This window comes from Clavibacter vidaverae (assembly GCF_047529985.1).
In the GTDB taxonomy this organism is placed as follows: Bacteria; Actinomycetota; Actinomycetes; order Actinomycetales; family Microbacteriaceae; genus Clavibacter; species Clavibacter nebraskensis_A.
The window spans coordinates 403097-421915 of sequence record NZ_JBLJAM010000002.1 but is presented as its reverse complement, the minus strand read 5'-3'; the positions used below and the strand labels follow the sequence as shown (position 1 = coordinate 421915).

The window sequence follows — 18819 nt, the reverse complement described above, 5'->3', positions numbered from 1 at the left end:
AGCACATGACCTCCGCGGCCACCACCTCCGACGTGGTGCACGCGCGGGCCCCGGGCAAGATCAACGTCTCGCTCACGGTGGGCGCCCTCCAGGAGGACGGCTACCACGACGTCGCCACGGCGTACCAGGCGGTGAGCCTGTACGAGGACGTGTGGGCCACGAAGGCCGACGGGTTCTCGGTCGAGTTCGGCGGATCCATCGACACGTCGCACCTCACCACCGGCGCCGACAACCTCGCCGTCCGCGCCGCCCGCCTCCTCGCGCGGAGCACCGGCTACCGCGGCGGCGTGCACCTGCGCATCGAGAAGAACGTGCCCATCGCGGGCGGCATGGGCGGCGGATCCGCGGACGCCGCGGCCACCCTCCTCGCCTGCGACGCGCTCTGGGGCACCGAGCGCACGCGCGACCAGCTGCTCGCCCTCGGTGCGGAGCTCGGCGCCGACGTGCCGTTCGCGCTCGCCGGCGGCACCGCCATCGGCACGGGCCGCGGCGACCGGCTCAGCCCCGCGCTCGCCAAGGGCACCTTCCAGTGGGTGCTCGCCATCGCCGAGTTCGGCGTCTCCACGCCCGACGTCTACGGCGAGCTCGACAAGCACCGCGAGCGCCACGCGCAGGACATCTTCCCGGCGCAGCAGGTCCCGCAGGTCGACTCGGGCGTGCTGCAGGCGCTCCGCGCGGGGGATCCGCACATGCTCGCCGAGGTCCTCCACAACGATCTCCAGGCGCCCGCGCTCCACCTCGCGCCGGGGCTCGGCGAGGTGCTGCAGCTGGGCGAGGAGAACGGCGCGCTCGCGGGCATCGTCTCGGGATCCGGCCCCACGGTCGCGTTCCTCGCGGCCGACCTCGACAGCGCGCTCGAGCTGCAAATCGCGCTGAGCGCCGCCCGCCTCACGGTGATCCGCGCCACCGGGCCCGTGCACGGCGCCCGCATCATCACCGGCTGACCCGCGGTACGAGGGCAGCTGCCGCGGCACGAACCGTCTGCCGGGTGGTGACCGGTCAGTCCACGGCGCCTGAGGTGCGCAGGTGGCGGATCAGGTCCTTCGGCCCCGCGCACATCGCCTCGAAGGCGAGGTAGAGGGTCTCCATGCGGTCGGGCGTGCCGACCGCGACGCAGGGCTTCCCGAGTCCGTAGGCGATGCCCGCCTCCATGTGCGCGGCGGCGCCCGCCGGGAGGACGAGCACGAACCGGTCGGCTGCTCGGAGCGCGGCGAGGTCCTGCTCGAACAACCGCCGGATCCCCGGGTCGTCGAGGTCGGCGGCGTCCGCGCCGCCCGGAACCGCGAACGCGGCGGCGTCGGCGTCGTACGCGGCGCGGACGAAGCCGTACGACCGCTCGCCGATGCCGTCCAGCGCGTCGAGGACCTCGGCGACGGCCTGCCTGTTGCGCCAGCTGCCGGCGACGAAGAAGGTGCTCACGCCACGACGGTACGGGGCTCGAAGAGGCGCCCGCTCGATCCGGTCCCCGCGGGTCGGGTCGAGACGACTCGTGGAGAACGCGCGCCCGACGCTGATCGGCGCCCCTAGCCTCTGCCGCACGTGCGCTCCCGCGCGTGGCTCCGACCCCGCCCGTCATCCTCCGAGGAGAGAACATGCACACCATCACGCGCGCCGCCGCCGCGGTCGCCATCACCGTCAGCGCCGGGCTGCCCCTCGCGCTCATCGCCCCGGCTGCCGCGCAGGCCGCTCCCGCGCACGCCGTCGCGGCCGCTCCCGCCGCCGACCCGACCGCCCGCGTCGCGCTGCCCGATCCGCAGCGCATCACGGGCACCGGCCTCCTGACCGTCCACGGCACCCAGCGGGCCATCTGCGCCGGCACCACCAAGTGCGTGGAGTTCCACGGCACGGGCGTCCCCGGCGAGATCGTCACCGTCACCTACCCCGTCACCCGCGACCCGGCGTACCGGAACCGCGGCGTCGCCGGGCTCACCGTGGTCTCGGAGAAGGTGCACGTCGACGGCTCGGGCGACTGGGCGCTCACCACCGAGTTCCCGAACGCCGCCATCACGGAGGACGCCGCCGGGCACCGCGGTCTCGAGTACCACGTGGTCGAGACGCCCGACGGGACGGCGGTCACCGCCCGATTCGCGGGGACCATCGCCGTCCGCTGATCCACCGCTCCACGACGCTCCGAGCGAGGGGCCCGACGCACAGGCGTCGGGCCCCTCGTGCGTCCGGGCAGCGCGGCGCCGACGAGACGGGATGGGATCAGCCCGCGTCGACCCGCTCGTAGCGCTCGACGTTCGCGTTCATGACGTGCCAGGCGTCCGTCTTCGCGAAGCCGCGCGGGGTGAGCGCCTCGGCGACCTCGGGGCGGAGGTCCCGCTTGTCGCTCGTGACGAGCCAGACCACGTCGGCGCCGTCGACCTCGTCGACCCGGTCGGCCAGCGGGTACGTCTCCTCCCAGAGCCCGTCGGTGTCGCCGGGCGGGGTGCGCAGCAGGATGTCGTCCATGCCGCGGAACGCTTCCGGGTAGGAGTACGCGACGATGCGCGAGGTGGCCTTGGGGTGACGGCGGACCGGCCCGAAGATCACGGCCTCCGCGGTGCCGGGCGCCTCCTGCGCGCGCTCCTCGGAGACGATGCGGGCGATCGCGGCCCAGTCGGAGTCGGCCTTCACGGTGGTGGTGCGGTCGTGCACGAGCTGCATGAGGGAGAGCGCGACGAGCACGGCCGTGACGCCGGCGACGAGCGGCTTCCACTTCAGCGCCAGGATCCCGACGGCCATGAGCATCGCGAACGCGGGCGCCGTGTACGCCATGTACCGCGGCGAGTAGAGCGGCGACATGAGCGTGGACGCGCCGATGAGCAGCAGCGTGGGCACGGCGCACCAGACGACCGCGAGCTGCAGGATCGTCGGCGACCATCCGGCGTGCAGGTACGCCGACTCGTACTCGGCGAGGGCGCCCTCGGGCTCGACGCGGGAGGCGCGGCGGGCGCGCACCAGGCGGATCCCGCGGCGCACGAGCAGCACGAGGCCCGCGAGCGCGAGGATCCAGGCGATGACCGCGAAGACGTCGTTCTGGTAGAAGAGCTGCGTCGAGACCACCTGGGTGATCGTGTTCGGGCCGATGGGCTTGATCCAGCCGACCTGGCCCGACTGCTCCGTCACCACGCGCACGAGCGGCAGGGACAGGATCCCGGCCGTGATCGACGCGAGCGCCCAGCCGAGCAGCGACACCACCATGGGCCGGCGGCTGCGGCGGCCGACGCGGGCGGAGACGACGGCCCAGAGGATCACGACGCCGTGCGCGCCCACGAGCAGCGCCAGGTACACGAAGGTGGATGCGCCGAGCCACGCCAGCAGCCCGTACAGCGCCCACCACCTCGCCTGCACCTGCCAGCGGGCGCCGGCGCGACGGGCCGCGAGCACGAGCACCACCGTGAGCGCGACCGCGATGAGCGTGCCGAGCGCGAACGAGCGGCCCTCCGTGCCCATCCAGGCCGAGCGGGGGATCACGACGAAGACGATGCCGGCCGCGATCCCGGTGGCGCGCGTCGAGACGGTGCGCGTGAGCAGCACCACGCCCGCCGCCGCGAGCCCGATGAACACGGCGCTCGGGAAGCGGAGCGAGGTGGGCGAGTAGCCGACCAGGTCGAACCACACCTTCATGCCCGCGTAGTAGAGGCCGTGGACGGCGTCGACCGTGCTGAGCTCGCGGAGGAGGTCGTCCCAGCCGCGCGTGGCCGAGATGACGGTGGCGGCCTCGTCGTACCAGACCGAGGGCGCGCCGGCGAGGGGGAGCGCGAGCAGGAAGCCGAGGAGGCCGATGATCCACGCGTCGCCCCAGCGGCGGTGGTGGAAGCGGCCGAGGGGGCCGGCGGGGCGACCGCCGCGGGGACCGTCGGCGGGCCGTCGTACGCTGGGTCCGGTCGACGCGGGTCCGCGTCCGCCGTCCGTACGGAGGTCTGTCATGGGGTCGTCTCTGCCGCTCGTCGATCTGGACGGCACGCACCCCGAGGGGCGGGGCCTGGGTGGTCATGGCTCCGGGCGGGATGCGCACGAGCGGCGCGAACGGCACTCCCGGCACCTCGCCCTTCCCGGCATCGGGATGGGGGGTCAGTCCCGCATCGACCAGGCGCGCGTGCTCGTGATCGGAGCGGGCGGGCTGGGCTCCCCGGTGCTGCAGTATCTGGCCGCGGCGGGGATCGGGACCCTCGGAATCGTAGACGACGATGCTGTGGACCTCTCCAACCTCCAGCGCCAGACCATCCACGGCACGCCCGACGTCGGCCGGCCGAAGACCTCGTCAGCGGCGGATTCGGTGCACCGGACCGACCCCGGCATCGAGGTCGTCGAGCACGCCGAGCGGCTCACGAACGACAACGCCCTGCGGATCCTCGGCGGCTACGACGTGGTCGTCGACGCCACCGACAACTTCGCCACCCGGTACCTCATCAGCGACGCGGCGGCCCTCGTGGGCGTGCCGTGCGTGTGGGGATCCGTGTACCGGTGGGACGCGCAGGTCACCGTCTTCTGGGACGCCGCGCCCGATGGCCGCGGCATCGACTACCGTGACGTCTTCCCCGAGCCGCCGGCCGACGGCGCCGTGCTCTCCTGCGAGGAGGCGGGCGTGTTCGGCGCCGTGTGCGGCACGGTCGGCTCGCTCATGGCGACCGAGGTCATCAAGCTCGTCACGGGCGCGGGGACGCCGCTCCTCGGCCGGGTCGTGGTGCTCGACGCGCTCGCCGGCACCAGCCGCACCATCGGCGTGAAGCGCGCCAAGGGCCGCCAGCGGGTCACCGCGCTCGCCGACTACGACCTCTTCTGCGGCGTGGGCGCGGCCACCGACGGCACCGAGCTCGACGCGGAGGAGGTCGAGCGGATCCTCGCCTCCGACGAGCAGGTCGTGCTCCTCGACGTGCGCGAGCCCGACGAGCGCCTCGTCGACTCCATCCCCGGCCACGTCGCCGTGCCGGTGCGCATCGTCACGGTGGACCCGGGCGCGGTGCCCGGCGCGATCACCGACCGCGTCATCGTCTACTGCGCCTCGGGCGTGCGCTCCCGGGCGGCCGCGGCGGCGCTGCGCGAGGCCGGGCGCGACGCGGTGAGCCTGCGCGGCGGGATCCAGTCGTGGCGGAGCGTGGCGGGGCGGGCGTGAGCTCCGGCGCCGAGGCCGACGCCGGTCCCGTCCTCGGGCTCGACGACGACGCGTTCCTCGAGCACGTGGCCGACGCACTCGCCGCGGTGCCGGGCGTCCGAGGCGTGGCGCTCGGCGGATCCCGCGCGCAGGGCGTCTCCCGGCCCGACAGCGACTGGGACCTGGCCGTCTACTACCGCGGGTCCTTCGACCCCGACGACCTGCGCGCCCTCGGCTGGCCGGGCGTGCTCAGCGCCCGCGGCGGCTGGGGCCGGATCTTCGACGGCGGCGGCGCGCTGCACGTCGACGGCCGCGCGGTCGACGTGCACTACCGCGACCTCGACGCGATCGAGGCGGTGCACGAGGAGGCGGTGGCCGGGCGGTTCACCCTCGAGACGCTGCTGTACCACCAGGCCGGGCTGCCGAGCACGATCCTGCTGGCCGAGGTCGGGGTGAACCGCGCCCTCCGCGGCGAGGTGCCGACGTTCGAGTACCCGCAGGCGCTGCGCGCGTCCGCGCCCGTCGTCTGGTGGCAGCGCGTGGAGCTGACGCTCCACTACGCCCGCGAGGGCCACGCCCGCCACGGCCGGGCCGCGCAGTGCGCGGGGCTCCTCTCCGAGGCCGCGTGCCAGGCGGCGCACGCGATCCTCGCGCACCGCGGCGAGTGGATCACGAACGAGAAGCAGCTGCTGACGCGCGCGGGGCTCCGCGGGGTCGACGCGATCGTCGGCCGCGTGGGCACCGAGCCGGTCGAGCTGCTCCGGTCCGTCGATGCGGTCGAGGCCGTGCTGCGGGATGCGGTGCGGCGGGCGGGGGTCGCGGGCGGGGGCTGATCCGAGGCTCAGGCCCGCGGGTCGTCCGGCGCGTCGAGCTCCGAGGCGCCCTCGCCCTCGCCCTTGCCGCGCCGGCGACGCAGGGCGCCCTCCGCGAGCTTGAGGGACAGCCCGTCCGCCGCCGCGCGACCGCGTCCGAAGGCAGCCGCCCCGATGCGACGCGCGGCGTCCACGCCCTCGGCGCCCTGGTCGCGCGCCGAGTCCCAGGTGTCGCCCACGGCCGTCAGCCAGCGGCGCGCCTCCAGCGACTCGCGCTCGTCGGCGACGCCGAGCAGGCCGTTGAACCGCACGACTCCTGTGGCGGCGCGGTTGCTGGATCCCACGATCGCCCGCGAGTCGAACGGGTTGAGCAGCACCTTCGCGTTCGCGGTGCCGGCCGCGGCGTCCATGCGCTCGAGCAGGCGGTCGGTCGTGCGGCCGATCACGGCGAGCCGGTTTCGCCGGACGGTGCGCAGCGCGAGGCGGTGCTCGTCGAGCTCCTCCGGCGAGGCGTCGAGCACGCGGTCGAGCTCGAGGACGGCGACGGCGTCCTGGAGCTGGAAGCAGCGGGCGAGCACGGCGAGCCACTCGCGCACGGTCGACTCCGCGTCCTTCGTGACCTTCACGAGGTCGTCGACCTTGGTGGTCCGCTCCATCTTCTCGGCGAGCGCGTCGAGCTGGCGGAGCGCGTAGCCCTGCGTGCGCGCGAGGATCTGCGTCGTGCCCTGCACCTTCGACCAGGTGATGTCGGAGACGCGGCCGACCTGCGCGCGGATCAGGGTGCCCTCGTCGATCACCATCTCCACGCCGATCATGTCGGCGAGCACGGCGTCCTTCTGCCCGCGGAGGATGTCGTCGACCTTGGCGTCGATGACCGCGAGGTAGTCGGTGATCTCGTCCATCGTCTGCTGCATGGCGTACTGGGCCATGATCCCGGCGGCGCCGGAGAGGATCGCCGGATTGGTGAGGTACGCCCCGGGGCCACGCGCGAACTCGACGATGCCCTTGATCTTGGTACCGTCCATGATCACGCCGCGCTCGAGCGTCGGGAGGGAGCCCTTCATCGCGGCATGCGTCTTGAGCAGCTCCGTCGACTTCTCGGACAGCTTCACCCACCGCCCGTGGTTCTCGGCGGCGACGGACCCCGCCTGCATCGCGGCCGCCGCCATGCCCGCGACGGGCTTCAGTCGCTCGAGCCCGAGGTCCCGCCCCTTCGGCAGCTCGTTCGCCGCGAGGAAGCGCTCCACCGCGGTCGGCTCGCCGATGACGGCCAGGCCGTCGCCGTCGCTGATGAGCTGGACGTCGTCATCCACGGGATCTCCTTCGGGTGGGCAGGCAGCCCGGTCGGGTACGGCCTGAGCCTCCCACCGCGGGCGCCGCGCGTGTCGCCCCCGATCGGGGCGCCTCACCCCATCGACTGCGCCCCGATCACCCCCAGCAGCCGCAGCTTCTCGTGGCTCTCCGAGCCGGGCGCGGCCGTGTAGACGAGCAGGTGGTGCCCCTGCTCCGGATCGGTGAGGGTCTGGCACGCGAGCTCCAGCCGGCCGAGCTCCGGGTGCTCGAAGCGCTTCACGGCGCTCGGCCGGAGGCCCACCTCGTGCAGCGCCCACAGCTCGCGGAACTCGGCGCTCCGCGGCAGCAGCAGCTCCACGTAGCGGGCGGCGCGGGATCCGGATCCACGGCGGGTCGCGACCTCCCGCAGCCCCGAGACCCAGAGGCGTCCGAGCGCCGCGTGGTCCTCCTCCGGGAACAGGCGGCGGCTCGCCGGATCCGCGAACCAGCGGTACCCGATGCTCCGCTCCGGCCCCGTGAGGTGCGCGATGTCGCCCGTCAGCGCGACGCCCATCGGCGTCTGCATCAGCGTCTCGCCGAGCTCGCTCACCACCTCGGCGGGCGTGTCGACGAGCCGGTCGAGGATCCGCTGGAGGCCCGGTCCGACGTGGCCGCCGGATCCACCGCGCGCCGGCGGCTGGTGCCCCGCGAGCCGGAACAGGTGCTCGCGCTCGTCGACCGTGAGGTGCAGGCCGTGCGCGATCGCCGCGAGCATCTGCTCCGACGGCTGCGGGCTGCTGCCGCGCTCGATGCGCGCGTAGTAGTCGGCCGACATGCTCGAGAGCGCCGCGACCTCCTCGCGCCGCAGCCCGCTCGTGCGGCGGCGCGGGGTGCGGGGGAGTCCGACGTCCTCGGGTTGGAGCGCCTCCCTGCGGCGGCGGAGGAACTCGGCGAGCCCCGCGTGATCCATCTGGCGCATGCGTCCTCCGTCTGTCCCGTCCATCCTCCCGGGGTGTCGCCGCCGCAGCCAGGACCCGCCGATCCACGTCTCGTCGCGCCCTGGTTGCGGGACGGCGCTACGCCCAGGCTCGGGGCAGCCGGTGCGGGACGTCCGCATCGCCGCCACCAGGAGGATCCGCCATGCCCCGTCGCCCGATCGACATCCCCGTCCCCGACCTCACCGGCCGCCGCGCCCTCGTCACGGGAGGCAGCGACGGCATCGGCCTGGCGCTCGCGACCCGGCTGGCGGGCGCGGGCGCCGAGGTGCTCCTCCCGGTGCGCGACCGGCGGAAGGGCGAGGCCGCCGTCGCCCGGATCCGCGAGCGGCACCCGGCCGCGCGGATCGCCCTGCACGACCTCGACCTCGCCTCGCTCGACTCCGTGGCGACGCTCGCCGCCCGGCTGACGGACGAGGGCGCGCCCCTGCACCTGCTCGTCGCCAACGCCGGCGTGATGACGCCGCCCGAGCGCCGCACCACCGAGGACGGCTTCGAGCTGCAGCTCGGCACGAACCACCTTGGCCACTTCGCGCTCGTGGGCCGGCTCCTCCCGCTGCTGCGGGCGGGATCCGCGCGCGTCGTCTCGCAGGTGAGCATCGCCGCCGCGTCGTACGCCGTGGGATGGGACGACCTCCAGTGGGAGCGGCGCTACCGCGCGGGGCGGGCCTACAGCTCCTCGAAGATCGCGCAGGGCCTCTTCGCGCTCGAGCTCCAGCGGCGGAGCGCGGCGGGCGGCTGGGGGATCACGAGCGACCTCGCGCACCCGGGCATCGCCCCGACGAGCCTGCTCGCCGCGCGCACCGCGACGGGCCGCTCGCGCGACGGCCTCGACGTGCGCGTGATCCGGCGGCTGTCCCGCCTCGGGATCCTGGTGGGCACCGCCGAGAGCGCCGCCCTGCCCGCCCTCCTCGCGGCCACGACGGACGACGGCGGCGGCCGCATGTACGCGCCGAGCGGCCCCGGGCACCTCGGCGGAGCGCCCGCGGAGACGGCGCCGTTCTCGCGCGTCGCCGACCCCGCCGACGCGCGGCGCATCTGGGCGGTCTCCGAGGAGCTGACGGGGGTGCGCTTCCCGGCGTGAGGGCGATCAGCGCCCGGGGGCCTGTCCCTCCACCGACGCCCGCAGCGACTCCGTCTCCCGCAGCTTCGCCCGCCACCGCGCCGGCCAGCCCGCGGCGACCCAGGCGGCGTGCGGCTCGTGGCCCTGCCGCCCGAGGTGGACGACCTCGTCGATGGCGCGCTGCTGCCGCGCGAGCACCGCGTCGACCACGTCGATCGGGCCCTCCCAGCCGTAGCCGTCGAGGAGTGCGTCGATCCGGGAGCGCCGGTCGACCTCGGCCGTCAGCCCGCGCATGCGCAGGCCGGCCGGATCCGTGCTGAAGGGCGTCGACCACTCGAGCGCGTAGGCGACGTCGCTGAGCGGCGCCGCGGGACGCGCGGCGTCCCAGTCGAAGAGGCCGACCGCGACGCCGTCGCGCCACGCCATGTTCGGCGGCTGCGGGTCGCCGTGGCAGATGACCTCGCCGCCCTCCGCGGGCACGGACCAGACGGCGTCAGCCGGTGGATCCCAGGCACGCGTGGCGTCGTGGATCCGGCGCAGCAGGCGGCCCGCGGACGCGACGGCCGAGGTGGTCGCTTGGTGCGCCTACGCCGCTTCGCCCGCGTCCCCGGGCACGAGCGTCACCCGCTCCACGCCGTCGGCGACGCCGAGCGGCGCCGGCACCGGCAGGCCCTCGGCGCGCAGGTGCCGGAGGAGCGCGTGCACCGTGGGCGTCCACGGCTTCGCCGGGCGGATCACGATGTCGCCCTCGACGCGGACGGTGCGTGCGGCGGGCATGCGCCCACCGTACGCATGCTCGGAGCGGCCTAGGGGTGGGGGGGGCGCCGTGCTATCGCGCGGGCCGCCCGCGATCGGGCCGGCGCCCGGCGGACGAGGTCCGTCGAGCGCCGGCCGGCAGGGTGGCCGGGATCAGCGCACAGGCGCCAGCACGTAGGCGGGCAGCTCGGAGAGCACCTGGTCGATCGACGTGTAGAGCAGGTAGGCGTTGTTCGTCGTCTTGCCCGCGATGATCCCGAGCAGCTGGTGCCCGTAGGACACGACCGGACCGCCGGAGTCGCCTCCGGCGAACGCGTCGTGCTCGTCCGTCTCGGCCGCCGACAGGTGGCTCCACGGCGTATCGACGCCGTGGGGGAGGCTCACCGCATGGAACGTGCACTTGACCCCGGTCGCGAACCCGCTCGTGCAGAACCTGCCCTCGGGGGCGGCGGTGCCCTGGATCGGTTGGCGTCCGACGCGGCCGCGGTTCGGCATGAAGACCTGGCCGTTCGCGCGCGGCGTGTACGTCTGGATGGGGCTGCAGAACGCCGCCGACGAGTGGTGCGACCGGCAGTAGAGCGTGCGCTCGTCGGGCTGGGGCGAGACGCGGATCAGCTCGATGTCGGAGTGGTGGGGCGAGATCCAGTCCACCGTGCCGATGGCCGCAGCGCCGACGTGGACCGTGGAGTACATCCCGCCGCAGTGCGCAGCCGTGACGATGTACCGCGTCGCCTTCTGGTACGGCGTGAGGGTCAGGTACCAGCTGCGGGGGACGAGGACGGCGCCGACGGTGCACGAGCCCGCGGACGAGTTGATCTTCGAGCCCGCGATGACCGGCAGGTCGAACCGGTCGCCCTGGTCGGCGTTCGCCGGGGCGGCGCCGACGGCGGTGAGGGCCACGACGGCGGCGAAGGCGGCGACGAGGGCCAGCAGGCGGGAGCGGATGGCGCGGCCCGGGCCGCTCGGTTCCCGCGGGCTGCGGTGACGGACGAGGTGCATGGGGTCTCCAGGGGTAGGTGCGCAGGTGTCCGCGCGGTGGATGGGGGCGGAGGACGGCGCCCGTCCCGGCATGTCCCGACATGGCCGCTCCTCCGCCGCGGACGCTAGCGGCGGAGGCGTCCGCGGGGAGCGGCGAGCGCACATGCCGCTCGCGGCGGGGCGCGCTCGGGATGCCCGGCCCGGGGAGGAGGTGATGGCTGCTATGCCGTGAACGTTCACGCGCCATCTGCGTCGGCCCCCTTGACCGCGTCGGACACGGCCCCGTAGCGTCGTCGTGAACGTTCACGCCGACGACGCCGCGAAGGGCTCCACCATGACCGACCCCACCCCGACCACCCCGACCGCACCCGGCTGGGCGGTCCTCGGCCCGGGCAGCATCGCCCGCCGCTTCCTCTCCCAGCTGCCCGCGACCGAGCGCGGCGCCCGCCTCGTCGCGGCCGGCAGCTCGAGCGCCGAGCGCGCCGAGGCCTTCGCCACCGAGGCCGCCGCCCACGGCTTCGCCGACGTCACGGGCGCCGACTACGACGCGGTCCTCGCGGATCCCGACGTCGACGCCGTCTACATCTCCACCGTCCACACGGGCCACGCCGACCTCGTGATCCGCGCGCTCGACGCGGGCAAGGCCGTGCTCTGCGAGAAGCCGCTCGCCGTCAACCACGGCACCGCGATGGCGCTCGTCGACGCGGCCCGCGCGGCCGGCCTCCCGCTCGTCGAGGCGTACATGTACCGCTTCCACCCGCAGACCGCGGCGCTCCTCGAGCTCCTGCGCGACGGCGTGATCGGCGACGTCGCCCACGTCGACGCGTCCTTCTCCTTCCGCACCGGATCCCGCACCGGCCGCCTCTACGACACCGCGACCGCGGGCGGCGGGATCCTCGACGTCGGCGGCTACACCGTCACGGCCGCGGCCGCCGTCGTGCAGGCCGCGACGGGGATCGCCGTCGCCGAGCCGCTCACCCTCGAGGTCGACGGCACGGTCGGCCCCACGGGCGTCGACGAGTGGTCCGTCGCGCGCGCCACGTACCGCGGCGGCGCCGGGCAGCCGGGGATCACCGCGACCCTCCGCGCGGGCGTCGCCCTCGAGGAGCCGCAGGGCCTCACGATCCTGGGCTCGAAGGGCCGCATCCACCTCGCCGACCCGTGGACCCTCGGCGGCGAGCCGGCGATCGTGGTCTCCGTCGTCGGCGAGGAGCCGCGCACGCTGACCTTCCCCGACGCGAAGCCGTACGCGATCGAGGCCGACGCGACGACCGACGCGCTCGCGTCCGGCCTCAGCGAGGCCGCGCAGATGACGCTCGACGAGACGCTCGCGACCGCACGCACCCTCGACCGCTGGCGCGCCGCGCTCGAGCTCCGCTACCCGTTCGAGGCCGAGGACGCCGACATCCCCACCGTCTCCGGCCGCCCGCTGCGCGTCCGCGACGACAGCCCCATGCTCTACGGCGAGATCCCCGGAGTCGGCAAGCGCATGTCGCGCCTCGTCATGGGCGTCGACAACCAGCCGGACCTCGCGCACGCGTCCGCGATCTTCGACCACTTCGTCGAGCAGGGCGGCAACGCGTTCGACACGGGCTACATCTACGGCGGCGGCGTGCACGAGGGCCGGCTCGGGAAGTGGATCCAGAACCGCGGCATCCGCGAGGACCTCGTCGTCATCACGAAGGGCGCCCACACCCCGCACTGCGACCCCGAGTCGCTCACCAACCAGCTGCTGGAGAGCCTCGAGCGCCAGGGCACCGACTACGCCGACATCTACCTCATGCACCGCGACAACCCCGAGGTGCCGGTGGGGGAGTTCGTCGACGTGATGGACGAGCACCAGCGCGCCGGGCGGATCCGCTCCTACGGCGTCTCCAACTGGACGCCCGAGCGCTTCGACGAGGCGCAGGCGTACGCGCAGGCCAACGGCCGCGCCGGGTTCCAGGCGCTGAGCGACCACTTCGGCCTGGCCGAGGCGTACGACGTGCCGTGGGCGGGATGCGTGCACGTCACGGATCCCGCGTCCAAGGCCTGGCTGGAGGAGCGGCAGATCCCGCTGCTGCCGTGGTCGTCGCAGGCGCGCGGCTTCTTCACGGGACGCGCCCGCCCCGACGACCTCAGCGACCCGGAGCTCGTGCGCTGCTACTACGGCGACGACAACTTCGAGCGCCTCCGCCGGGCCGAGGAGCTCGCGGCCGAGCACGGCGTGCAGGCCACGGCGATCGCGCTCGCCTACGTGCTCGCGCAGCCGTTCCCGACCTTCCCGCTGTTCGGGCCGCGCACCATCTCGGAGGTCCGCTCCTCGATGCGCGGCCTGTCGGTCGAGCTCACCCCGGAGCAGGTGGCGTGGCTGGACCTGCGCGGCTGAGCGGTCCCGAGGACGCGGGTCGGGGCGCGGCCGGTCGGGAGCCGGCCGGCCGCGCCACGATCCACGACGTCGCGGCCGCCGCCGGGGTGTCCCGGCAGACCGTCACGCGCGCGATGAACGGCATGCCGGGCATCAGCGAGGAGACGAAGCGGCGCGTCCTCGACGCCGCGGATCAGCTCGCGTACCGGCCGTCGCGCTTCGGTCGCGGGCTCGTGACGGGCGGCGACCACCAGCTCGGCCTCGTGGTCGACGACCTGCGGAACCCGTGGTCGCCCGAGCTCGCGTCCGCGGTCGTGCGCATCGCGGCGGCCCGCGGATGGAATGTCTCGCTCGCCGACGTCGGCCTCGCCGCCGACTCCGACCGCATGGTCGAGGCGCTCGGCGCGCAGACGGACGCCGTGATCGGGACCCTCGGCTCGCGCGCCGCCGAGTGGATCGCCCGGCTCGGCTCCGTGCCCGTCGTGGAGCTGGATCCGCACGGCGACCCGCTCCGCGCCGCCGTGCTGCTGGATCCGTCCGACGCGATCGACGCGCTGGCCGACCACCTCGAGGCGGCCGGCGTGCGCCACCCGGTCGTGCTCGACGCCGCGGTCGCCGCAGGCCCCAGCGCGCGCGCCGCCCTGCTCGTGGCCGCCTTCGCGGCCCGGTCGATGGAGCCGGCCGTCGTCCGCGCGTCGGCGCCCACCGCCGAGGCGGCAGCGGAGGCGACCGAGCGCATCGTCGCGCGCCCGCGCGCGGCCGACGCGATCGTGGCCTTCAACGACGTGTGCGCCCTCGGCGTGCTCTCCGCCTGCCGCCGCGCGGGCGTCGACGTGCCGGGCGACGTGCGCGTGGTCGGCATCGACGGCCTGTCGATCGGCCGCCTGCTCGCGCCCACCCTCACGACGCTCGCGGTGGACCTCGACGAGCTCGCCCGCCACGCGCTCGACCTCGCGGTCGCGATGATCGCGGGCGACCTGCCGCGCTCCGGCCCCGAGGTGGTCCGGACGGTGCGGCACCAGCTGGTGGTGCGCGAGTCGGCCTGACGCCTCGCCCTGGTCCCGACCTGCATTGTTCGCATAGAATGCGAACATGCTCATCACGGTGGATCCGGCGGCGAAGGCCTCGCTCGCGGAGCAGGTGGCCACGCAGATCCGCTACGCCATCGCGCGCGGCGAGCTCGCGAGCGGCGAGCGGCTGCCGGCGGCGCGCGACCTCGCGGCGGCCGTCGACGTGAACATGCACACGGTCCTGCGGGCGTACGCGAGCCTCCAGGACGACGGGCTCATCGAGCTGCGCCGCGGTCGGGGCGCGACGGTGATCCGCTCGGGCAACGCCTCGTTCGACCGGCTGCGGACGCTCGTGGAGGAGCTGCGCGACCAGGCGGAGACGCTGGGCGTCCCGCTCGACGACCTGTTCACCATGATCAAGGGAGCACGATGACCACCGCCTCACCCCTGCCGACCGCGACGCGCGTGGCGGTCGTCGCACCCGCCGCGGTCATCGCCCTCGTCCTCGGCGCGGCGGCGCTCGTGCTCGCGCCGACGCTGCCCGGCCGCATCGCCGTCCACTTCGGCTTCGACGGGCAGCCGGACGGCTGGGACTCGCCGTGGCCCCTGCTCGGGATCGCCGGGGGCCTCGCGCTCCTCGCCGTCGTGTCCTCTGTCGTCGCCCTGCGCGCGCGGGACCTGCGCACCGCGGCCACCGTGCTGCTCATCGCGAACCTCCTCGCGGGCAGCTTCGCCACGGCGTGGATCGCGCTGGCCGCGTCCGCCACCACGGGCGACGGGACCTTCCCCGGCTGGTGGGGCGTCGTGCTCGTCGGCGTGGGGGCCGCGGCGGCGGCGATCCCCGTGGCAGCGCTCGTGCGTCGCGCCGGGCCCGTCCCCGCGCACGACGTGCCGCCGCTCGCCGTCGCCGCCACGGCCCGCGTCGCCTGGCGCGCCCGCACCGGTAGCGCGTGGTTCGCCGGCATCGGCGCGGTCGTCGTTGTGCTCGCGGGCGTCGCCGCGGCCAGCACCTCGGCCGACGGCGCCGGCACGGCCGCGCTGTCCGGCATCCCGCTCCTCGTCGCCGGGCTCGCGATGCTCGCGCTCGCGCGCGTGGAGGTCACGGTCGACCGGCGCGGGCTCCGCGTCACGTCGTCGTGGACGCGGATCCCGATCATGCGCGTGCCGCTGACCCGCATCGAGTCGGCCGGATGGGAGGACGTGTCGCCCGGGCAGTGGGGCGGCTGGGGCCTCCGGATCTCGGGTCGCGGCGTCGCGTACGTCACCCGGTCCGGGCCCGGCCTCGTGGTCCAGCTGCACGGCGGCCGGGCGCGGCTCGTCACGGTGGCGGACGCGGATCGCGGTGCGGCCGTGCTCACGGCCCTCGTCGACGGGCGTCGCGCGGGCTGATCCGCGCGGACCGGCCTCAGCGCCTCAACGCGTCAGCGCGCCCGGGCGCCCGGCACGGCCGTCGGCAGGCGGGCGTCCGCGGTCGGCCGGGGGATCGTGATCCAGAGGTCGACCTCGTCGTCCGCGTCGAGCCCCAGCGCCACCGCCGTCTCGTCGGGGGAGGAGGCGACGATCGTGACCGCGGTGTCCGTCTGCGGATCCCCGGTGCGGATCACGATGCGGCTCGACCGCACCGGACGCAGCCGCTCCGCCACCTCGTGCAGCACGACGTCGAGCGCCGCCTGGTCGAGGTCGTCCACGCCGCCGTCGTCGAGGACCTGGACGAGCGCGCCCCGGCGGCGGTGCGCGCGGATGACCGCCCGCATGCCGTCGTCGAGCAGCCGCCGTCCGCGGATCTCGTCGCGCACCGTCTGCTCGAGCACGCGGCACTCAGCCCGGCCCTCGGCGTCGAGCTCGCCGCGCCGGGCGACGATCCGGCGGAGCACGGGCGCGACCTCGGTCTCGGCCATGCGCAGCCGGTCCTGCCGCTCCCGCTGGTAGGCGTCCAGCTCGGCCTGCCAGAGCAGGGTCGCGCGCTCGTCGGTCGCGGCCCGCTGCGTGGCGGCGGTGATGCGGTGCAGGGCGCTGTGCATCATGAGGCCCGCGGCGACCAGCACGATCTCCGCGGCGAGCCCCAGCCGCACCACGTCGTCCGGCCCGCCCCACGCGGCGACGGTCACGACGAGGAAGGCGGTCGTCACCAGGGGAGGCAGGCGGTGGCCGGCCATCCACACCAGGACGCACCCCGCGAGGACGCCGCAGGTGAGCCACGAGATGGACACCGAGTCGAAGTCGTCCGCGTCGAGGCCGAGGGGCCCGGCCGCGCAGACCGCGAGGCCCGCGACGCCCGTGACCCAGGCGGTGGATCTGCGCATGCTGCCGGTGCGCGCGCCCCGCACGATCAGCGGGAGGACCAGGACGCCGATCAGGGCGCCGACGACGGGGCCGAGCGCGCGGTGGACGAGGGCGGCCTGCAGCGTCGCGACGACGATCGCGCCGACGACGAGGAACGTCATGGTCGCGTAGAGCATCCGCCGCGAGACGAGGCTCTCCGCGGGCTGTGCCTCGTGGGGGTCCGGGGAGGCGGATCCGGTGCCGGGCCGCCAGACGAGGACCACCGTGGTGCCGTCGCCCGGCGAGGAGCGGATCTGCGCCTCGCCGCCGACCTGCCGCAGGCGCTCGAGGATGGAGACGCGCACCCCGAGCTGGTCGGGCTCCACGTCGCGGGGGTCGAACCCGCGGCCGTCGTCGCGGACGCGGATCCGCACGCCGCCGTCCCGCGTCGGGTCGGCGGTCACGGTGCGGACGGTCGCCGATCCCGCGTGCCGGACGCTGTTCGTCAGCGCCTGCAGCATCGCGGAGACGAGGGCCTCGCCGACCGCGGTCGGCACCCGGACGTCGGCGGCCCGGTCGAGGTCGAGCCGCGCGCGCCCGGCGAGCGGGGCCAGCTCGCCCTCGGCCGACGCGAGCGCGTCCGCGAAGCGCACGGACCGCCCGCGGGCGTCGGGCGCGCCCGTGGTGCCGGTGAGGATGTCCAGCGCCGACCGCGCCATGACGAGGATCCGGTCGGCCGCGTCGTGCCCGGCGGCCGACAGCAGCACCGCGAGCACCGTGTCGTGGAGGAGCGCGTCCGTGCGCACGCGCTCGGCGGCGACCGCGACCGCGCGCCGCGAGGTCGCGAAGGCGTCACGGGCGCGGCGCTCGGCGTCGTCCGCGGCGCTGGCCCGCGAGCGCAGCACGCGGGCGCCCGCCACCAGGGCGGCCGCGATCCCCGCGAGTCCGGCGGCCTGCACGAGGAGGGGGACCGCGGGCAGGAGGCCCGCGTAGATCACGCCGATCGCCGCGATGCACGCCCAGCAGATCGCGCACGCCAGCAGCGGCCGCTCGACCACGATCGCGATGCAGGTGAACGCGATGCAGGACAGCGTGACGAGCCACGGCGGCGAGCCGTCGACCGACGCTCCTCCGAGCCGCGCCGGCTCGAGCGCGATGAGCGCGACGTAGAGGGCGATCGAGATGCGCAGGCACACGTAGGCGGGCAGGCCGCGGGGCACGATGGCCATGGGCACGGCCGCGACCATGAGCGCAGCGACGCACAGCGAGACGGCGGCCGCGGGCGACGGATCCGTCTGGGCGCTCACCGCGAAGGAGGGCAGCGACAGCAGCGCGAGCAGCGGCGCGGCGAGCGAGAGCGTCCGCACCATCCCGCGCTCCAGGCCCGCGCGGAGGGGGGACTCGGCATGCGACGGCAGGGCCGACGCCCCGCCTGCGCGACTCCGCGCATGCGCCCGTCGTCCTTCGCGTGGTGCCTCGGACGACCGCCCCCCGCGGTTCCGCATGGCCCCACGCTAGCCGGGGCGGCGGCGGATGAGGGCACCCCGGGGGCGGATCGGCTGCTCGCGGACGGCGTCGGACGTCCGCCGAGGTGCCCGGGACCGGCCGATCCGCGGTCAGGCGCCGGCGCGGGCGGCCCCGAGCAGCAGGAGGAGCGAGCCGAGGGCGACGACGGCGATGAGGATCATGAGCCCCGCGAGGGCGACGTTCCGCGTGCGGACCGGGCGCACCGCGACGGCGACGACGAGCATCGTGGCGTAGAGCACGCCGGTCGCGACGATGCCGACCGCGGCGATCCGCATCTCCAGGCCCAGCGCCGCGACGAGCAGCGCGATCGTGATGCCCGCGAGCAGCCCCGCGGGCACGAGCCAGGCGCGCCGTCGGCCGCTGCGGATCGCGGGCTGGTCGCGGACGCGGGTGGGATCGGTGCCGTCGCTCATGCCCCACCCTCCCGCGGACGTGCGCCGCCGCCTACGGTCAGCCGCCCGAGAACGGCGGCAGCACGTCCACCGCGCTGCCCGCGGTGAGGGGCGCGTCGCGGTCGGTGGTGGCGACGCCTTTGACGAGGTAGGTGCAGCGGGCGAGGACGGCGGCGGCGTTGGCGGGATCCTCCGACGCGGCGGCCCGAGCGCCGAGCGCGTCCATGAGGTCGCCGAGCGCGGCGTCGTCGGGCAGGTCGAGCTCGTCGGTGGTGCGTCCGAGCACGGCCGCTGCGGCGGCGAAGAGCTCCACGGGCACGATCAC

19 protein-coding genes are annotated in these 18819 nt (G+C 75.4%); 9 read left to right on the top strand and 10 right to left on the bottom strand.

The features are described from left to right. Window positions 1–5: 5 nt before the first annotated feature. The gene (locus ACMT9T_RS14695) at window positions 6–944 is read left to right on the top strand and encodes a 4-(cytidine 5'-diphospho)-2-C-methyl-D-erythritol kinase (RefSeq protein ID WP_414746244.1); all 939 of its coding nucleotides are present in this window, start codon (window positions 6–8) and stop codon (window positions 942–944) included. Between the two features lie 55 nt (window positions 945–999). On the opposite strand, the gene ACMT9T_RS14690 is transcribed toward ACMT9T_RS14695, so the two are convergent. Further along, a complete protein-coding gene (locus tag ACMT9T_RS14690) occupies window positions 1000–1419 on the bottom strand; it encodes a hypothetical protein (protein ID WP_414746243.1) in 420 nt (139 codons plus the stop codon). Window positions 1420–1592: 173 nt separating this feature from the next. Here ACMT9T_RS14690 and ACMT9T_RS14685 point away from each other — a divergent pair, with 173 nt between their 5' ends. Beyond that, the gene (locus ACMT9T_RS14685) at window positions 1593–2111 is read left to right on the top strand and encodes a hypothetical protein (RefSeq protein ID WP_414746242.1); all 519 of its coding nucleotides are present in this window, start codon (window positions 1593–1595) and stop codon (window positions 2109–2111) included. 97 nt (window positions 2112–2208) lie between these two features. Here ACMT9T_RS14685 and ACMT9T_RS14680 read toward each other — a convergent pair whose 3' ends face one another. Next, window positions 2209–3915 (bottom strand): glycosyltransferase family 39 protein, encoded by a 1707-nt coding sequence (locus ACMT9T_RS14680; protein WP_414746241.1) that lies wholly within the window; start codon window positions 3913–3915, stop codon window positions 2209–2211. A 55-nt stretch (window positions 3916–3970) separates the two neighbouring features. Between ACMT9T_RS14680 and ACMT9T_RS14675 the strand changes: the two genes are divergently transcribed. Then, entirely contained in the window at window positions 3971–5101 is a 1131-nt protein-coding gene (locus tag ACMT9T_RS14675; RefSeq protein ID WP_414746408.1) for a ThiF family adenylyltransferase, read from the top strand. Then, the gene (locus ACMT9T_RS14670) at window positions 5098–5913 is read left to right on the top strand and encodes a nucleotidyltransferase family protein (RefSeq protein ID WP_414746240.1); all 816 of its coding nucleotides are present in this window, start codon (window positions 5098–5100) and stop codon (window positions 5911–5913) included. Before ACMT9T_RS14675 ends, ACMT9T_RS14670 begins: the two co-directional genes overlap by 4 nt. A gap of 8 nt (window positions 5914–5921) precedes the next feature. Here ACMT9T_RS14670 and ACMT9T_RS14665 read toward each other — a convergent pair whose 3' ends face one another. Together ACMT9T_RS14665 and ACMT9T_RS14660 are read right to left on the bottom strand one after the other, a co-directional pair. Beyond that, a complete protein-coding gene (locus ACMT9T_RS14665) occupies window positions 5922–7205 on the bottom strand; it encodes a hypothetical protein (protein ID WP_414746239.1) in 1284 nt (427 codons plus the stop codon). A gap of 92 nt (window positions 7206–7297) precedes the next feature. Then, window positions 7298–8143: a helix-turn-helix transcriptional regulator gene (locus ACMT9T_RS14660; RefSeq protein ID WP_414746238.1), complete on the bottom strand. Its 846-nt coding sequence runs from the start codon at window positions 8141–8143 to the stop codon at window positions 7298–7300. A 161-nt stretch (window positions 8144–8304) separates the two neighbouring features. Here ACMT9T_RS14660 and ACMT9T_RS14655 point away from each other — a divergent pair, with 161 nt between their 5' ends. Next, window positions 8305–9243: an SDR family oxidoreductase gene (locus ACMT9T_RS14655; RefSeq protein ID WP_414746237.1), complete on the top strand. Its 939-nt coding sequence runs from the start codon at window positions 8305–8307 to the stop codon at window positions 9241–9243. 6 nt (window positions 9244–9249) lie between these two features. On the opposite strand, the gene ACMT9T_RS14650 is transcribed toward ACMT9T_RS14655, so the two are convergent. From ACMT9T_RS14650 to ACMT9T_RS14640, 3 genes are all read right to left on the bottom strand, one after another. Continuing rightward, window positions 9250–9702: a phosphotransferase gene (locus ACMT9T_RS14650; protein WP_414746236.1), complete on the bottom strand. Its 453-nt coding sequence runs from the start codon at window positions 9700–9702 to the stop codon at window positions 9250–9252. Between the two features lie 105 nt (window positions 9703–9807). Further along, window positions 9808–9999, bottom strand: coding sequence for a hypothetical protein (locus tag ACMT9T_RS14645; protein ID WP_414746235.1), 192 nt, complete (start codon window positions 9997–9999; stop codon window positions 9808–9810). Between the two features lie 132 nt (window positions 10000–10131). Next, entirely contained in the window at window positions 10132–10977 is an 846-nt protein-coding gene (locus tag ACMT9T_RS14640) for a chymotrypsin family serine protease (RefSeq protein ID WP_414746234.1), read from the bottom strand. Between the two features lie 313 nt (window positions 10978–11290). Between ACMT9T_RS14640 and ACMT9T_RS14635 the strand changes: the two genes are divergently transcribed. From ACMT9T_RS14635 to ACMT9T_RS14620, 4 genes are read left to right on the top strand one after another with little or no spacing between them, the layout of a single operon-like run. Continuing rightward, window positions 11291–13324, top strand: a complete 2034-nt coding sequence (locus tag ACMT9T_RS14635) for an aldo/keto reductase (RefSeq protein WP_414746233.1) — start codon at window positions 11291–11293, stop codon at window positions 13322–13324. Continuing rightward, complete coding sequence (locus ACMT9T_RS14630; RefSeq protein WP_414746232.1) at window positions 13303–14349, top strand: LacI family DNA-binding transcriptional regulator; 1047 nt, start codon at window positions 13303–13305, stop codon at window positions 14347–14349. The genes ACMT9T_RS14635 and ACMT9T_RS14630 overlap by 22 nt, the downstream gene beginning before the upstream one ends. 46 nt (window positions 14350–14395) lie before the next feature. Continuing rightward, a complete protein-coding gene (locus tag ACMT9T_RS14625; protein WP_414746231.1) occupies window positions 14396–14746 on the top strand; it encodes a GntR family transcriptional regulator in 351 nt (116 codons plus the stop codon). Next, complete coding sequence (locus tag ACMT9T_RS14620; RefSeq protein WP_414746230.1) at window positions 14743–15702, top strand: DUF1648 domain-containing protein; 960 nt, start codon at window positions 14743–14745, stop codon at window positions 15700–15702. Before ACMT9T_RS14625 ends, ACMT9T_RS14620 begins: the two co-directional genes overlap by 4 nt. Before the next feature lie 32 nt (window positions 15703–15734). On the opposite strand, the gene ACMT9T_RS14615 is transcribed toward ACMT9T_RS14620, so the two are convergent. From ACMT9T_RS14615 to ACMT9T_RS14605, 3 genes are all read right to left on the bottom strand, one after another. Continuing rightward, complete coding sequence (locus ACMT9T_RS14615) at window positions 15735–17945, bottom strand: ATP-binding protein (RefSeq protein ID WP_414746229.1); 2211 nt, start codon at window positions 17943–17945, stop codon at window positions 15735–15737. Window positions 17946–18191: 246 nt separating this feature from the next. Beyond that, window positions 18192–18515 (bottom strand): hypothetical protein, encoded by a 324-nt coding sequence (locus ACMT9T_RS14610; RefSeq protein WP_414746228.1) that lies wholly within the window; start codon window positions 18513–18515, stop codon window positions 18192–18194. A 37-nt stretch (window positions 18516–18552) separates the two neighbouring features. Beyond that, on the bottom strand, window positions 18553–18819 hold the full coding sequence (locus ACMT9T_RS14605; protein WP_414746227.1) for a MoaD/ThiS family protein: 267 nt from the start codon (window positions 18817–18819) through the stop codon (window positions 18553–18555).

Excerpts from the sequence above, each read along its gene's own strand:
- ACMT9T_RS14625 (WP_414746231.1), top strand. The coding sequence starts at position 14,396 with ATGCTCATCACGGTGGATCCGGCGGCGAAGGCCTCGCTCGCGGAGCAG.
- ACMT9T_RS14610 (WP_414746228.1), bottom strand. The coding sequence starts at position 18,515 with ATGAGCGACGGCACCGATCCCACCCGCGTCCGCGACCAGCCCGCGATC.
- ACMT9T_RS14645 (WP_414746235.1), bottom strand. The coding sequence starts at position 9,999 with ATGCCCGCCGCACGCACCGTCCGCGTCGAGGGCGACATCGTGATCCGC.
- ACMT9T_RS14635 (WP_414746233.1), top strand. The coding sequence starts at position 11,291 with ATGACCGACCCCACCCCGACCACCCCGACCGCACCCGGCTGGGCGGTC.
- ACMT9T_RS14640 (WP_414746234.1), bottom strand. The coding sequence starts at position 10,977 with ATGCACCTCGTCCGTCACCGCAGCCCGCGGGAACCGAGCGGCCCGGGC.
- ACMT9T_RS14660 (WP_414746238.1), bottom strand. The coding sequence starts at position 8,143 with ATGCGCCAGATGGATCACGCGGGGCTCGCCGAGTTCCTCCGCCGCCGC.
- ACMT9T_RS14615 (WP_414746229.1), bottom strand. The coding sequence starts at position 17,945 with ATGGTGCGGACGCTCTCGCTCGCCGCGCCGCTGCTCGCGCTGCTGTCG.
- ACMT9T_RS14655 (WP_414746237.1), top strand. The coding sequence starts at position 8,305 with ATGCCCCGTCGCCCGATCGACATCCCCGTCCCCGACCTCACCGGCCGC.
- ACMT9T_RS14695 (WP_414746244.1), top strand. The coding sequence starts at position 6 with ATGACCTCCGCGGCCACCACCTCCGACGTGGTGCACGCGCGGGCCCCG.
- ACMT9T_RS14620 (WP_414746230.1), top strand. The coding sequence starts at position 14,743 with ATGACCACCGCCTCACCCCTGCCGACCGCGACGCGCGTGGCGGTCGTC.
- ACMT9T_RS14680 (WP_414746241.1), bottom strand. The coding sequence starts at position 3,915 with ATGACAGACCTCCGTACGGACGGCGGACGCGGACCCGCGTCGACCGGA.
- ACMT9T_RS14685 (WP_414746242.1), top strand. The coding sequence starts at position 1,593 with ATGCACACCATCACGCGCGCCGCCGCCGCGGTCGCCATCACCGTCAGC.